The organism is Haemophilus parainfluenzae T3T1, assembly GCF_000210895.1.
GTDB classification, from domain to species: Bacteria; Pseudomonadota; Gammaproteobacteria; order Enterobacterales; family Pasteurellaceae; genus Haemophilus_D; species Haemophilus_D parainfluenzae_A.
The window spans coordinates 1362074-1378378 of record NC_015964.1; the positions used below are offsets into that span (position 1 = coordinate 1362074).

The 16305-nt window shown below is 39.7% G+C and carries 13 protein-coding genes; 7 read left to right on the forward strand and 6 right to left on the reverse strand.

Annotated features, from left to right (window positions below; genetic code table 11):
• Window position 1: 1 nt before the first annotated feature.
• Window positions 2-3100: a formate dehydrogenase-N subunit alpha gene (fdnG, locus tag PARA_RS06935; protein WP_155106196.1), complete on the reverse strand. Its 3099-nt coding sequence runs from the start codon at window positions 3098-3100 to the stop codon at window positions 2-4.
• A 275-nt stretch (window positions 3101-3375) separates the two neighbouring features.
• Between fdnG and fdhD the strand changes: the two genes are divergently transcribed.
• Entirely contained in the window at window positions 3376-4185 is an 810-nt protein-coding gene (gene fdhD / locus PARA_RS06945) for a formate dehydrogenase accessory sulfurtransferase FdhD (RefSeq protein WP_014065134.1), read from the forward strand.
• Between the two features lie 66 nt (window positions 4186-4251).
• Window positions 4252-5169 carry a glycosyltransferase family 8 protein gene (locus tag PARA_RS06950; RefSeq protein WP_014065135.1) on the forward strand — a complete coding sequence of 306 codons (918 nt, stop codon included), beginning with the start codon at window positions 4252-4254 and terminating at the stop codon, window positions 5167-5169.
• 57 nt (window positions 5170-5226) lie between these two features.
• On the opposite strand, the gene PARA_RS06955 is transcribed toward PARA_RS06950, so the two are convergent.
• Window positions 5227-6273 carry an ABC transporter substrate-binding protein gene (locus PARA_RS06955; RefSeq protein WP_014065136.1) on the reverse strand — a complete coding sequence of 349 codons (1047 nt, stop codon included), beginning with the start codon at window positions 6271-6273 and terminating at the stop codon, window positions 5227-5229.
• Between the two features lie 148 nt (window positions 6274-6421).
• Here PARA_RS06955 and uvrD point away from each other — a divergent pair, with 148 nt between their 5' ends.
• From uvrD to PARA_RS06980, 5 genes are all read left to right on the forward strand, one after another.
• Window positions 6422-8599, forward strand: a complete 2178-nt coding sequence (gene uvrD / locus PARA_RS06960; protein WP_014065137.1) for a DNA helicase II — start codon at window positions 6422-6424, stop codon at window positions 8597-8599.
• 109 nt (window positions 8600-8708) lie between these two features.
• Window positions 8709-9713 carry an ABC transporter permease subunit gene (locus tag PARA_RS06965; RefSeq protein WP_014065138.1) on the forward strand — a complete coding sequence of 335 codons (1005 nt, stop codon included), beginning with the start codon at window positions 8709-8711 and terminating at the stop codon, window positions 9711-9713.
• Between the two features lie 12 nt (window positions 9714-9725).
• A complete protein-coding gene (locus tag PARA_RS06970) occupies window positions 9726-10622 on the forward strand; it encodes an ABC transporter permease subunit (RefSeq protein ID WP_014065139.1) in 897 nt (298 codons plus the stop codon).
• Window positions 10623-10631: 9 nt separating this feature from the next.
• Entirely contained in the window at window positions 10632-11615 is a 984-nt protein-coding gene (gene dppD, locus PARA_RS06975; protein WP_014065140.1) for a dipeptide ABC transporter ATP-binding protein, read from the forward strand.
• Entirely contained in the window at window positions 11608-12591 is a 984-nt protein-coding gene (locus tag PARA_RS06980) for a peptide ABC transporter ATP-binding protein (RefSeq protein ID WP_014065141.1), read from the forward strand. Before dppD ends, PARA_RS06980 begins: the two co-directional genes overlap by 8 nt.
• A 45-nt stretch (window positions 12592-12636) precedes the next feature.
• On the opposite strand, the gene PARA_RS06985 is transcribed toward PARA_RS06980, so the two are convergent.
• Genes PARA_RS06985 through udk form a run of 4 tightly spaced genes read right to left on the reverse strand, consistent with a single transcriptional unit; the run spans window position 12637 to window position 16240 of the window.
• Window positions 12637-13815: a sugar transporter gene (locus tag PARA_RS06985; RefSeq protein ID WP_014065142.1), complete on the reverse strand. Its 1179-nt coding sequence runs from the start codon at window positions 13813-13815 to the stop codon at window positions 12637-12639.
• The gene (locus tag PARA_RS06990; protein ID WP_014065143.1) at window positions 13815-15005 is read right to left on the reverse strand and encodes an AsmA-like C-terminal region-containing protein; all 1191 of its coding nucleotides are present in this window, start codon (window positions 15003-15005) and stop codon (window positions 13815-13817) included. Before PARA_RS06990 ends, PARA_RS06985 begins: the two co-directional genes overlap by 1 nt.
• A 3-nt stretch (window positions 15006-15008) precedes the next feature.
• Entirely contained in the window at window positions 15009-15590 is a 582-nt protein-coding gene (dcd, locus tag PARA_RS06995) for a dCTP deaminase (protein ID WP_005696382.1), read from the reverse strand.
• Window positions 15591-15598: 8 nt separating this feature from the next.
• Window positions 15599-16240 (reverse strand): uridine kinase, encoded by a 642-nt coding sequence (gene udk, locus PARA_RS07000; RefSeq protein ID WP_014065144.1) that lies wholly within the window; start codon window positions 16238-16240, stop codon window positions 15599-15601.
• Window positions 16241-16305 lie beyond the last annotated feature (65 nt).

Sequence of the window (16305 nt, forward strand, 5' to 3'; positions counted from 1 at the left end):
ATTATGCCTCCGCCTTCTCGATATTTACCAAGAATGTTTTATATTCTGGTGTTTGTGTAACCGACTCACCCCAAGATGGTGTTAAGGTATTGGTTGAGAAACCACGATTACCTTTACCATTTAAGGCTTTCATACCCCAGTGAATTGGAATACCTATGTGGTGTACGGTACGTCCGTCGATTTCTAAATCTTTTAAACGTTTTGTTACTACTGCGACGGCTTTAATGTAGCCACGGCGAGAAGTAATTTTCACCATATCACCTTTTTGGATACCTTTTTCTGCAGCTAATTTTTCACCGATTTCCACGAATTGTTGTGGTTGAGCGATGATATTTAACGCAGATTGAGCTGTCCAACTGTGGAAGTGCTCGGTCAAACGATAAGTCGTTGCCACATACGGGAAGTCTTTGTTTGAGCCGATAAATTCGCGGTCTTCTTTATAGATACGAATTGTCGGATCAGAGACTACTTTTGGATGCAGTGGGTTAGTATCAATTGGGCTTTCAATTGGTTCATAGTGCTCCGGTAGTGGACCGCTTCCAATTTTATCTACTGCAAATAAACGGCCTACACCTTCTGCAGACATAATGAATGGACCCGCATCAGAACCTGGTGGCTGTGTACCATAGTCAGCCACATCATGCCAGTTCCAGTTTTTACCGTTCCATTTGATTAATTGACGGTTCTTATCCCAAGGATTACCGTTAATATCTAGTGAAGCGCGGCTATAAAGGACGCGGCGGTTTGCTGGCCATGCGAAGCCCCAACCTAATGTACAACCTAAACCTGAAGGGTCAGAATTGTCACGGTTTGCCATTTGGTTACCTTTTTCAGTCCATTGACCTACGTAGATCCAGTTACCAGCAGAGGTGGTACCGTCATCACGTAAATGAGCGAATCCGTTAAGTAATTGACCTTTCTTATAAACCACATTACCGTTAGCATCTAAAAGATCTTCAAGGGCATAACCATTTAATTCTTTTGCTAACTCTGCGGAGCTTGGTGCATGCGGTTGTGCATAGTTCCAAGTCATCGCTTCGAAAGATTCTAAACCTTTTGGTTGAATACCTTTTTTCAAGTCTTCTTGATAGAGATGATGCATCTCTTCACGAATCATAGAAAGAATTTCAACATCTGGTAGTGCTTCACCTGGTTGGTCACAGCCTTTCCAGTGCCATTGTGCCCAACGACCAGAGTTGGCAATAGAGCCATCTTCTTCTGCGAAACAAGTAGTTGGTAAACGGAATACTTCAGTTTGAATATCAGCTGGATTTACATCGTTTGATTCACCAAAGTTTTTCCAGAATTCAGAAGATTCAGTTTGAAGTGGATCCATTACGATTAAGAATTTCAATTTGCTCATACCTGCAACAGTTTTGTTTTTGTTCGGTAATGAGTTTAATACGTTGAAACCTTGTAAAATCCAACCGTTCAATTTGCCATCATTCATTAACTTAACATGAGTGATAGGATCGTATAAACGATCTGCTTTTGGTAAGAAATCGAAGCCCCAACCATTTTCTTTGGTTGCTTTATCACCATAGAACGTTTTCATCAAACTGACGAAGAATTTCGACGTATTACGATAGTAGTTTACTTGGTTCGGTACGATATCTTTTGGCGTAATTGCGTTGATATACTGCTCATAAGAGGTATCTTTATCATTTGGTAGACGCATATAACCTGGTAAAGACATCGGCAATAAGCCCATATCTGTTGTACCTTGAACGTTTGAGTGTCCACGCAATGCATTAATACCACCGCCTGGCATACCCATATTACCTAAGAGTAATTGGATCATTGCCATTGAGCGAATGTTTTGTGTACCAATTGTATGCTCAGTCAAGCCTAACGCATATAAGTGCGTCATAGTTTTATTTGGAGCAGAGGTTTTACCAATCTCTTCACAGATTTGTAAGAAGGTTTTTTGTTTGACACCTGTGATACGCTCAACCATTTCTGGGGTATAGCGAGAGACGTGATCTTTCAAGATATTAATCACACAACGTGGATCTTGTAAGGTCATATCACGTTTAGCAAAACCATTTTCATCAAATTGGTAATTCCATTTTGATTTATCGTAAGCATGTTTTTCTTCATCAAAACCTACAAATAAACCATCTTCAAATTTGAAGCCTTCATCAATTAAGAATGAAGCATTGGTATAGTGTTTAACGTATTCGTGTTGGATTTGATTGGTTTCCAATAGGTAACGGATCACACCCATTAAGAATGCGATATCAGTACCAGAACGAATTGGCGCATGAAGGTCAGCTACAGACGCTGTACGGTTAAAGCGAGGATCAACTACGATGATTTTTGCACCGTTTTTCTTCGCTTCGATCGCCCAACGGAAGCCAACAGGGTGAGCTTCAGCAGGGTTACCGCCTTGAACGATAATAAGATTGGCGTTTTTGATGTCAACCCAGTTGTTTGTCATGGCACCGCGACCAAATGATGGAGCAAGACTTGCTACCGTTGGTCCGTGTCAAGTATTCGCTTGGTTACACATCGGCACTATGCCCATCATTCGAACCCATTTTTGGGTAAGAAGTGCGGCCTCATTACTCATAGCAGAGGCGGTCATAATACCTGTAGTTGTCCAACGGTTAACAGTTTTGCCACTTGCATCTTTTTCAACAAAGTTGGCATCACGGTCATCTTTTAGTAAGCGAGAAATGCGTTTGATTGCATCTTTCCAAGAAATACGTTCCCACTTGTCAGAACCTGGTGCACGATATTCAGGATATAGTACGCGACTTTTACTATTAACATAGTCTAACGCACCTGCACCTTTCGGACACAACGCACCACGGCTTACCGGATGGTCTGGGTCACCTTCAAGGTGGAATAATTTAGAACGGGTATTGGTACCTGTGTGGCTGCTTAAGGAATCGTAAGGTTTACCTGTGCTATATAGCAACATACCACAGCTTACAGAACAATATGTACAGGTGTTACGGGATTCAAATGCCCGTAATAATTTGTACTCACGTGGCGCTGCTAAAACAGATGATGGTGCAAAGCCCAACATTGCCGCAGACGTCCCCGCCATACCACCTGCACAGATCTTAAAGAACTTACGTCTAGAGACCTGCATAATCACTCCTTCATAACGGCGAACCGTTAAGATATTTCGATAGTATAAATTCGTATAGATAATTTATTTGATTTCGTTAAAATAACGTATCAACCATTAAATCGGCTATAACAATGACCAATTTAAACAGGGATAATTTTAACTATTTTTTAACCTGAAATCTATAATCAAAACTTGTTATAATCGTTTCAAAACTTGAGCTAGATCACAAAATAAACATTTTTTGTTAAAAAAAAGTAACATTTTTACAAGAGTCATTTTATTGGGAAAAAATAATGCACTGGATAATCCAAAAAACAATCAATTTTTTTAAAAAAACACCTGAAAATCCGACCGCACTTTTCATTGAAAAACAAGATAGTCTGGCTGCGGAAGTCCCTGTTTCTCTTGTCTATAATGGTATTGCGCATACCGTCATGATGTGTTCTCCACAAGATTTAGAGGATTTTGCTTTAGGCTTTTCATTGGCAGAAGGTATTATTGAGAAAAAAGCGGATATTTATGGCATTGATGTGGTGGAAGTATGCAATGGCATCGAAGTGCAAATTGAATTATCTAGCCGCCAATTTGTGGCATTAAAAGATCATCGCCGAACATTAACAGGCAGAACAGGATGTGGCATTTGCGGCACAGAACAAATCTCACAAGTTTATAAAAAATTGCCAAAATTAGACCGCACTTCCCAATTTAATTTAAATTTATTAGATGGTTGCTTAGAACAATTACAAGCCAATCAAGAACTCGGGAAAGAAACAGGGGCTACACATGCAGCGGCCTTTTTTGATTTATCCGGCAATTTACTGGCGATTCGAGAGGATGTAGGGCGGCATGTCGCGCTAGATAAATTAATCGGCTGGCATGCTAAACAGAATCAACCGCAAGGATTCGTACTTGTTTCAAGCCGAGCTAGTTATGAAATGGTTCAAAAATCGGTCGCTTGTGGCATCGAGTTACTTGTTGCGATTTCTGCTGCAACAGATCTTGCTGTCAATATGGCCGAACAACACAATCTTTCCCTTATCGGCTTTGCTCGTCCTGGAAAAGCGAATATCTATGCAGGAAAAGAGCGGTTGGTTTTAGCTTAGTTGTTATAAGGAATTATAATCCTTTGATGATGTTCTCAGAAGCTTTAACTGTAAAATTGGAATAATATGACAACAAATAAAATAAATATTGCACTTTGTGCCGATAAAAATTATCTAGAACCACTTGAAACCTTATTAAAATCTATTTGCTACCATAACTCTCAGGTGCATATCTATATTATTCATACAGATATTCCGGAAGATTGGTTTATTAAACAAGCTCAAAATCTCGCGAAGTTTAATAATCAACTTTCATCTATTTGGTTAAGTGAGGCTAATCCGGCTATTCAGCGTTTAAACCAAAAAATAATGCCTAATTCATTCGCTATTAATGAAATCATAAAAAAACTGCCTAATAAATTAAAACATGTTAATGAACTCACTTATGCTCGATTCTTCATTCCAGAATTAATTCAAGAAGATCGGGTACTTTATTTGGATAGCGATATCATTGTAAATTCATCATTATCAAATTTATTTCATGCTGATATGAAAGGCTGCCCGATTGCGGCTATTGATGACTATAATTTATCAAATGAAAATACACCTCACTGGTATGTTTTAAACACGCCTAAAGAACTAGAATCATGTATTTCTTACCAAGGTGGAGAAAATTTCAAACCTTATTTTAATGCAGGTGTAATATTATGGGATTTAGTGAAATGTCGAGCAGAAAATATGACGAGTAAACTGTTAGTTACAGCATTATATTATTCAGATGTACTCTATGCAGATCAAGATATTTTGAACTTTGTTCTATTTAATCGCTGGCTAAGAATTGATGTTCGCTATAATGTTCAAGCTCACTATAACTTCACATTTTTACCATTCGTAACTAAATCTCCATGGATTATTCACTATATAACAGATAGAAAGCCTTGGATACCTGAATATAAAGATGAAACAATTTTCCATCCAGTGTACCACCATTATAAGAATTTAACTTGGCAAAGTATTCAAGAGTATTGTTCATCTAAGAATTAATAAAAACAAGTGCGGCCAAAAACATTCTTATTTTTGACCGCACTTTTTTTATTCTGTTTATTCTTTTGGTGATTTACCCTCTAAGAGTACTTCAGAAACCCAACGTTGGGTAAGGCGTTTGCCTTCTTGATCTGTACCGAATTTCATAAAATCAATATCCACCAGTTTTAATTTGCTAGCCGGTAAGAAACCAGGCGCTGGTTCAGCATGAATATTGGTTGGAAGTTGATAAGAATCAGATTCTCTCCACGGAATTTCTTGGGCTTCTTTGCTTAGCACGAAATCCATAAACAGTTTGGCATTATCAAGGTTTCTAGATCCTTTAATGATGCTTGCTCCGCCTAAAGAATAGCCCACGCCTTCGCATGGTAAAATGCCTTCAACTGGTGCACCATTTTTCTTCTCACGCGGATAAACCAACATAAAACCTAAATCAATCGCTACGGTACCATTAGCCAAATAGTTGCTTGCAAGACCTGTTTTGGTATGTTGCATGAGATTGGGTTCTAGTTTTTTCAGATAGTCGAAGGCTTTTTCTTCTCCCCATAATGTGGAAAACGTACTGATAAGCGAGTAGCCAGTACCAGAAACACGAGGGTCAGGGTATTGAATGTATCCTTTATATTCTGGTTTTATTAGATCTGCATAACATTTTGGCGCAGGAATATTCAATTCTTTTAATTTTTTAGTATTTACCCCAATGCCAAGTTCCATTAAGTAAATCACAGAGGTGAAATTGCCGCGTTGATCCATTAAAGATTTAAACTGCGGCATGATATCTTTTTGTAATGGGGAACGGTAGGATTCAAGCAAGCCTAATTCTGCGGCTTGAAGATGCGGTTCAATGGTGCCGCCAAACCAGAAATCAGCTTGAGGGTTTTCTTTTTCAGCTTTAATTTTGCCTAATACGACGCCTGTACTATTACGTACAAATTGTGCATCTACATTGTATTTTTTACTAAAGGCTTGCGTGACTTTTTCACATACGACATTTTGTACACTGCAATACACGGTGAGTTTGCCTTCAGCCTGTGCGTGAGAGGTGTACGCGAGGGCGGTTAGGGCTGAAAGTGCGGTTAATTTTAACGTGGTTTTTATTGACATTATGTCTCCTTTTTCTTCGTCAATATTTAGTAATTATTTGATATTGCTAATATAAGCGGGCAGAGGAAATTTGTAAATATTGGGATTGTTTAAACGTATAATTCCCACTATAATCCCCTGTAAATTTAACCAGATTAAAATAAGAGCAATGGATATTTCAGAATTACTTGATGGCTTGAATGATAAACAACGTGAAGCAGTGGCAGCACCGCTTGGCAATTACCTTGTGCTCGCGGGGGCTGGAAGTGGTAAAACTCGCGTACTGACTCACCGTATTGCTTGGTTGATTGCTGTAGAAAATATTTCTGAAGGCAGCATCATGGCGGTAACCTTCACCAATAAAGCCGCTGCTGAAATGCGTCATCGTATTCAAGATACCTTATCTAAACATGCTCAATCGAATCTATTTGGTATGTGGATTGGCACATTCCATAGCATTGCCCATCGATTATTACGTGCTCACCATTTAGATGTGAACTTGCCACAAGATTTCCAAATTTTGGATTCTGAAGACCAACTTCGTTTAGTAAAACGCTTGATGAAATTGCACAATTATGACGATAAAGCGTTTCCACCTAAACAAGCGTGCTGGTATATCAATAATAAAAAAGATGAAGGTTTAAGACCGCAAGATATTGATGATTTCGGTGATCGTCAGGAAAAAGAGTGGATTAAGATTTATCAAATTTATCAAGATACTTGTGATCGTGCGGGCTTGGTGGATTTTGCGGAATTGTTAATTCGTGCGTATGAATTATTTGCTAAAAAGCCGGTGATTTTGCAGCGCTATCAGCAACGTTTTCAGCATATTTTGGTGGACGAGTTTCAAGATACCAATAAAATTCAATATGTCTGGATCAAAATTCTTGCCGGCAATACGGGCAAAGTGATGATTGTGGGCGATGATGACCAATCCATTTATGGATGGCGTGGTGCACAAGTCGAAAATATTCAAAAATTCTTAAAAGATTTCAACGCTGAAACTATCCGTTTGGAGCAAAACTATCGTTCTACCGGCAATATTTTGAAAAGTGCCAACCAACTTATTTCGAATAATAGTGATCGTCTCGGTAAGAATTTATGGACCGACGGTGAAATGGGTGAGCCAGTAGGTATTTATGCCGCATTTAATGAATTAGATGAGGCAAAATTTGTGGCTTCTCAGATTCAAAACTGGGTAGATGACGGCGGAAAATTAGATGATTGTGCCGTTTTATATCGTAGTAATAGCCAATCTCGTGTTATTGAAGAAGCGTTGATTCGTTGCCAAATTCCATACCGGATTTATGGTGGGATGCGATTCTTCGAACGCCAAGAAATTAAAGATGCGTTGGCGTATTTACGCTTAATTAATAATCGTCAAGATGATGCGGCATTTGAACGTGTAATTAATACGCCTACACGTGGCATTGGTGATCGTACTTTAGATGTGTTACGAAATTTAACCCGTGAGCGTCAAATTACTTTATGGCAAGCTGTTCAAGTAGCCATACAAGAAAATATGCTAACAGGGCGAGCTTCAACCGCATTGTTGCGCTTCCAAGAGTTGATTAATTCTTTACAGGTGGATACAGCCGAGATGCCATTGTTTGCACAGACCGATTTCGTGATTAAACATTCCGGCTTATACGATATGTATAAACAGGAAAAAGGCGAAAAGGGTGAAGTCCGTATTGAAAACTTAGAAGAACTGGTGACGGCAACCCGAGAATTTATCAAACCTAATGAAGCAGAAGACATGACCGATCTTACCGCCTTTTTAACTCATGCTTCTTTAGAAGCGGGAGAAGAGCAGGCATCCCCTCATCAATCTTGTGTAGAAATGATGACCTTACACTCAGCAAAAGGTTTGGAATTCCCACGCGTGTTTATGGTGGGAGTAGAAGAGGGCATATTCCCAAGTTTCCGTTCATTTGAAGAACCAGGTCGTTTAGAAGAAGAACGCCGTCTTGCTTATGTGGGCATTACACGTGCTAAGCAAAAACTGACGATTTGTTATGCAGAAAGTCGTCGTGTTTATACAAAAGAAGAACGTCATTTGCCTTCACGTTTTATTACCGAATTGCCATCAGAATGTATTCAGGAAATCCGTTTGCGCGGAACAGTGACTCGAGCATTAAACCAAGCGAAAGTAGGGAGTTTAAGCACGAGTTTGCCTGAAAATGAATGGAAAATGGGACAAAAAGTGAAACATGAAAAGTTTGGTTTTGGCACAGTGATAAACGTTGAAGGCTCAGATAATAACACCCGTTTACAAATCGCTTTCCAAGCTCAAGGCATTAAGTGGTTGATTGCGCATTTGGCAAAATTAGAAAAAGTGCGGTAGAATCGGGAGGATTTTATTGCAGCGGGCATGAATATTGATGTTTGTGCTCAAGGTGCCAAGTGCGAAAGCATTCGAAGAAATGACCGCACTTTTATCATGTGGGAAGTAGATGTTTAAATTTATTTTAAAACGTATTTTAATGGTGATTCCTACCTTTATCGCCATTACTTTTGTGACTTTTGCGCTCATTCATTTTATTCCAGGCGATCCTGTGGAGATTATGATGGGAGAGCGAGGTTTAACACCCGAAGTTCATCAACAAATGATGAAGCAACTTGGTCTCGATTTACCGTTGTATCAGCAATATTTCAATTATATTGGTAATGTAATACAAGGCGATTTTGGTGAATCATTCCGTACTCGACAACCTGTTCTGACTGAGTTTTTTACACTTTTTCCAGCCACGTTTGAATTAGCTTTCTTTGCACTATTTTGGTCGTTAATTGCAGGTATTTCGCTCGGAACGATTGCGGCCGTCAAGAAAGATAGTTGGATTTCTCATACCGTGACAGCCATGTCCTTAACGGGTTATTCCATGCCAATTTTCTGGTGGGGATTAATTTTGATCTTATATGTTTCGCCTTGGTTTGGTTTGCCACAAGGAGGACGTTTAGAAGACAGTTTCTGGATCGACACACCAACCGGTTTTATGTTAATCGATACTTGGCTTTCTGGTGTACCAGGTGCTTTTGAAAATGCAGTTAAGTCATTGATTCTCCCTGCTGTTGTGCTAGGTACCATTCCACTTGCGGTGATTACCCGAATGACTCGCTCCTCAATGTTGGAAGTATTAGGGGAAGATTATATTCGTACGGCAAAAGCTAAAGGCTTAAGCTATACCCGAATTGTAATTTTTCATGCACTACGCAATGCGCTTATCCCTGTTGTGACAGTCGTGGGTTTGATTGTCGGGCAGTTATTATCTGGTGCCGTTTTAACCGAAACGATTTTCTCATGGCCGGGTATTGGTAAATGGATTATTGATGCGATTTCCAATCGTGATTATCCTGTCTTACAAGGCGCCGTGTTGATTATTGCTACAATTATTATTGTGGTGAATTTAACGATCGATTTACTTTATGGCGTGGTAAACCCACGTATTCGCCATCAATAAGGAGCCTTATTAATGACGGAACAAACTTTACCTATTGAAACCTTCGCACCTCGCACACCGCTGCAGGAGTTTTGGTTTTATTTCAAACAAAATAAAGGGGCAGTGATTGGGCTCGCTTTTATCCTTGCAGTGGCATTAATCAGTATTTTTGCACCTTGGATTGCACCTTTTGATCCTATCGAACAAAATCGTTCGGCTTTATTGTTACCGCCAGCTTGGTATGAAGGCGGTAATTCTGCTTATTTACTGGGTACAGATGACATTGGGCGAGATATTCTTTCTCGTATTATTTATGGTACGCGCATTTCTGTTTTTGCGGGTTTCATTATTGTGATTTTATCTTGCATTTTAGGGACGAGTCTTGGCTTGCTCGCAGGCTATTATGGTGGACCATTAGATACATTAATTGTTCGTTTTATTGACATCATGTTGGCTATCCCAAACTTGCTTTTAACCATTGTGGTGGTATCAATTTTAGAGCCCTCTTTAACCAATGCGACGTTGGCGATTGCCGTGGTTTCGATTCCAAGTTATGTGCGCTTAACACGTGCAGCGGTATTAAATGAGAAAAACAGAGATTATGTCACCTCTTCGCGTGTAGCGGGAGCAAGCGTATTACGCTTGATGTTTATTGTCATTTTACCGAATTGTCTTGCACCGCTTATCGTACAAATGACAATGGGCATTTCTAATGCCATTTTAGAATTAGCGACCTTAGGTTTCTTAGGTATCGGTGCAAAACCACCAACGCCAGAATTGGGGACCATGTTATCTGAATCACGTAGCTTTATGCAGGCGGCCAACTGGTTGGTTACGATTCCAGGTTTAGTGATTTTATCGCTTGTTTTAGCATTTAACTTAATGGGCGACGGGTTGCGTGATGCGCTCGATCCAAAATTAAAACAATAGAGGGGCAGAATGGTATTATTAGATGTAAAAGAACTTTCTGTTCACTTTGGTGATGAAAAAACACCTTTTAAAGCGGTCGATCGCATTAGCTACCAAGTTAATCAAGGTGAAGTCTTAGGCATTGTTGGCGAGTCTGGCTCGGGGAAATCCGTGAGTTCCCTTGCCGTGATGGGCTTAATTGATTTTCCAGGGCGTGTATCAGCGAAAGGCTTATCGTTTGAAGGAAAAGATCTTTTAAGTTTAGCACCAAAAGAAAAGCAAGAATTGATTGGCGCAGATATTGCCATGATCTTCCAAGATCCGATGACAAGCTTAAATCCTGCTTATACGGTGGGTTTCCAAATTATGGAAGCCATTAAAGCGCATCAAGGCGGTAGTAAAAAAGAACGCCGTGAGCGCACCTTAGAGCTATTACGCTTAGTCGGTATTCCTGATCCTGAATCACGTATTGATGTTTATCCGCACCAGCTTTCTGGCGGGATGAGCCAACGCGTTATGATTGCTATGGCGATAGCTTGTAAACCGAGATTGCTGATTGCAGATGAACCAACCACCGCACTGGATGTGACTATTCAAGCACAAATTGTAGATTTGTTGCTTGAGTTACAGCAAAAAGAATGTATGTCGTTAATTCTGATCACGCACGATCTTGCGCTAGTCGCAGAAGCGGCACATCGCATTATTGTGATGTATGCAGGACAAGTAGTAGAAGAAGGGCGAGCAGAAGATATTTTCCGTGAACCAAAACATCCTTACACTCAAGCGTTATTACGTTCTTTACCTGAATTTGCCGAAGGTAAATCTCGTTTGCAATCTTTACCCGGTGTGGTGCCAGGTAAATACGATCGTCCACAAGGTTGCTTGTTAAATCCACGTTGTCCGTATGCGACCGATCTTTGTCGAACAGTTGAACCAGAATTACGTCACGTAAGAAATCGACAAGTAAAATGTCACACCCCATTAAATGCCCAAGGAGAACCAAGCAATGTCTAATGTCGCACAAGAGAATGCTCCATTGCTCAATGCTATCGGGCTGAAAAAATATTACCCAGTGAAAAAAGGAATGTTTGCGAAAACACAGCAAGTGAAAGCGTTAGATGGGGTGTCTTTTTCTTTAGAACGTGGTAAAACCCTTGCAGTGGTTGGGGAGTCTGGTTGTGGGAAATCCACACTTGGTCGTCTTTTAACCATGATAGAAGAACCTACTGAAGGTGAATTGTATTACAACGGGCAAAACTTCTTAGTGAATGATCACGAAACGAAAGCATTGCGTCGTCAGAAAATCCAAATCGTGTTTCAAAACCCTTACGCATCACTGAACCCGCGTAAGAAGATTGGCACAATTTTGGAAGAGCCCCTAGTCATTAATACCAGTCTATCGGCTAAAGAACGTAAAGAAAAAGTATTGTCCATGATGGCAAAAGTGGGGTTGCGTGCCGAGTTTTATAATCGCTATCCACATATGTTTTCAGGTGGGCAACGTCAGCGTATCGCGATTGCTCGTGGTTTAATGCTTAATCCTGATGTGGTTGTAGCGGATGAACCCGTTTCTGCGTTAGACGTATCCGTTCGTGCGCAAGTGCTGAATTTGATGATGGATTTGCAAGCAGAGCTTGGTTTATCTTACGTATTTATTTCCCATGATCTTTCGGTGGTTGAGCATATTGCTGATGAGGTGATGGTGATGTATTTAGGCCGCTGTGTTGAAATGGGCACAAAAGCACAAATCTTTAATAATCCTCAGCACCCTTATACACAAGCGTTGCTTTCAGCGACACCAAGATTATCGCCTGAATTACGTCGTCAGCGGATTAAATTAAAGGGCGAATTACCAAGCCCGATTAATCCACCAAAAGGTTGTGCATTTAATCCACGTTGTTGGAAAGCGACCGATAAATGTCGAAATGAACAGCCTAAATTGGAAAAATATCCTGATGGTAAGTTAATTGCTTGTTTCCATCTCGATTAGAAAGAGAAAAGAAAATGACCGCACTTGAGTAAGTGCGGTCATTTTTTAGGCATTTTGAGTACGATAGCGGAAATTAAAGAAGACAAAGATGCCGAGTGCAATCATCGCTAATGCTGCGCCACTAAAGCCTATATATTCAAGACCAATGTGACGTGTTATTTGGTTACCAAATAGTGCGCCTGCACCAATACCTGCATTAAAAATACCTGAATAAATGGCGCTCGCTACGTCTGTTGCATCGGGCGCAAGTTGCAGTACACGCATTTGTAATGCGAGTCCGATACAAGAGATTCCTATACCCCAAACAAAGGCCAAGGCAAACATTGTTGCGGTATAACCTGCCGAAGTAAGCATAAAGCCTAAGGAAATAGCTAATAACAGAATTGCATGGATAATAAATTGTGTGGCGCCAAAACGGTATAATCGGTTAAAAATCACACTCGCTGTCACACCTGAAATACCAAAAACTAAAAGAATCATCGTGGTAAGATTAGGATCCATTTGTCCGATTTGAACCATAAATGGCTCAATATAGGTATAAGCGGTAAAGTGTGCTGAAACGATAAGTACCGTTGTGGCATAAAGTCCAATGAGTAATGGACGTTTTGCCAAAATCGGTAGACTAGAAAGTGAGCCGGCATTTTTACTTGGTAGATTTGGTAATAAACGCATAATCAATATCATCACCACTACAGCTAATGCAGCAATGATTGCAAAAGTAATACGCCAGCCAACTAATTGACCAACTACACGTCCTAACGGTAAGCCCAAAATAGTTGCAAGGGATGTACCAATGGCGAGCATACCAATTGCTTGTGTTTTCTTATTCTTCGGTGCCACACGCATGACTAATGATGCTGTAATCGCCCAGAAGAGTGAATGCGCTACCGCAATACACATACGAGCAATAAGAAGAATCCAGTAATTCCAAGCGATGACCGAGATAATATGGCCGATAATAAAAATCACGAAAAGTTTCAGTAACAAACCTTTACGTTCCATATCACCTGTCGCGAGCATGGCGGGTAAAGACATAATCATGACAGTCCAAGCATAAACGGTCATCATTAACCCCACATCGGAGCTTTGCATATCAAAACTTTGTCCGATATCGGTGAGTAACGCAACGGGCACAAATTCTGTGGTATTAAAAATAAAAGCGGCGCAAGCCATGATAACTACGCGCCAAAATTGAGTTTTTTCTGCTTTTTGGTAAAACGACATTATTTTAATTTCTCTTTAATTAATTCCTTAAGTTGATGACGGAAATTTTTATCAATATTTAACTTGTATTGTGGTGCATAGCAGCTATCGAAAAAGCGAATAGGCAATGCCAGTTTTTTGTATTTTTCGTCAGTTGATCTTAAAGTTAAATTGACGTCGCATTGTACATTATCTAAATCAATGGCTCCAGAACCTTCACCTAAAAGTGCGGTTGTTTTTAAGCTTATTTTATCGACTTTGAGTAAGTGGTTTTCAAGCGAAAGATTTGACTCAAAACGCTCGTAAGGCGTATTCATATTTCTGCTTGCAGTTAAATCACTGTTGTAATTAATTGGTAAATACTGTGCCGCCATATCTAATAAATTCAATCCTAAAAGCTCTCCATCACGCGCATTAAAATCAAATTTCCCTTCGATTAATTCTGAGTTTGTAAAGGCTAATTGAGTGTTAAAATCACTCGTACCTGTCATGGTTTGCGGGAAATTAAGTAAAGCTAACAACTGCGTTAAAGGAAAATTTTTACCAGAAAAATTGACCGCACTTTTTTGTAGATAGCTATCAAATTTGAGTACGGCAAGACAATTTGTGGTACATCTAGGTTTAATGTAAGCAATGGCACGTTTCTGTGGCTTTGTTAAATCTGTATGAATTTCAATATAGCCCAGGTCTTGCTGATTGAATTGAACATCATCAAATTGAATAAGTGATTCACTTTCCCGACGGAGGGTAACATGACCTTTGATAAAACGAAAATTAAAGATTCTATTACTGCCATAAAGTGGTTTTGCTAGTTCAACAGTAATGAGAGTTGTTGTGCTAAATGGAATATCATCACTAGTAATATAATTAAGTGGGAAACCGTTGAAATGTACTTGAACATTTGCTGAGTTTTGTGCTTTTGGGGATAACTTGATATTTTGAGCAACTAATTCTTGTAGTTGAGCATTACCCAAAACTAATGATGGCAGAGAAAATTTTCCAGTTATTTTTTCAATACTTATTTGATTATGTTGAACTTTGTCAAAGGAAATATACGGCTCAGGGAAAATGCCCACATTAAACTCTTGGAAGGTAGTTTCATGCTGAGCTAGTGCGGTAGTAATCACTGTTTCCAGTTTTTGAATTCGTGCATAAAAAAAAGCAAAGATCGCAAACAGCACGATCAACAGGCTAATTGCGATCTTTTTCATTGATTAATCCTCATTAATTCGGCTAGCCACCGCATTTTGCTGATGTTTATATTTGGCATCTTTACGGCTAGTGTAAGGGCGCGCTGCCGGGCCGCTTAACACCTCAAAACTCAATGCTCCAATCACCATATTTGGACGCAATGCTAAAGGTAATTTGCCGGAGTTGTAGAATTCCAACACAATTTTGCCTTCCCAACCTGGATCGATACGATGTGCGGTTACATGTACCATTAAACCTAAACGAGCAAGTGAAGAGCGACCATCTAACCAACCGATAATATTGGCAGGGAGTTTCACTGACTCCAATGTGGTTGCTAACGCCAACATACCAGGGTGTAAGAAGAAGGCTTCATCATCACCGATAATAATTTCGTCACTCATCACTGATTCAAGTTGAGCAGAGACTTCTTCTTTCGGGCCACTTAAATCAATATAAGGTGCGGAATGTTCACGAAATACGCGAAATGAATTGCCTAAACGCACATCAATGGTTGCCCCATTGATTTTGTCATTTTCAGGACGAGGCGTTAAAGAAATAATGCCATCATCTAGATAGCGTTCGATATCGGTATCGCAAAGGCGCATGATTTTTCCTATTTTTCGTTTAATAAATGAAGAATTTGAGCTTTTAACATATTAATCGCAATACGGTTTTTACCGCCACGAGGAATTACGATATCCGCATATTGTTTTGATGGCTCAATAAATTGTAAGAACATTGGACGAACGGTTGCGCGGTATTGGTCAATAACAGATTGTAATGAACGACCACGTTCTTCCATATCACGTTGTAAACGGCGGATAAAACAAATGTCTGATGGCGTATCCACGAAGACAGAAATATCAGCTAATTGGCGAACTCGCTCATCAGTGAGCAATAAGATGCCTTCTAAAATGACAATTTTTTTCGGCGTGAAGTGTTTGGTTTCGCCTGTTCTGGTGTGATCAACATAACTATAGACAGGAATATCTACGGCGGTTCCATTTTTTAAGTCTTTTAAGTGTTGAATGAGTAAATCTCTATCCATTGAATTAGGGTGGTCATAGTTTGTTTTTATGCGCTCACTCATCTCTAAATGGCTTTGATCTTTATAGTAGCTGTCTTCAGCAATAATCCCAATTTCTTGGCATCCTAACTCGTTGCAAAGTTCTTTATGAACGGTAGAAGCGATGGAACTTTTGCCTGAAGCGGATGCACCCGTGATGGCGATGATAATACAAGATGAGTTTGACATGGAACGTCCTCAAAAACGGAAGGTAAAAATTACTGGGATTATAAAGAAAAATCAGCTTAAATTCA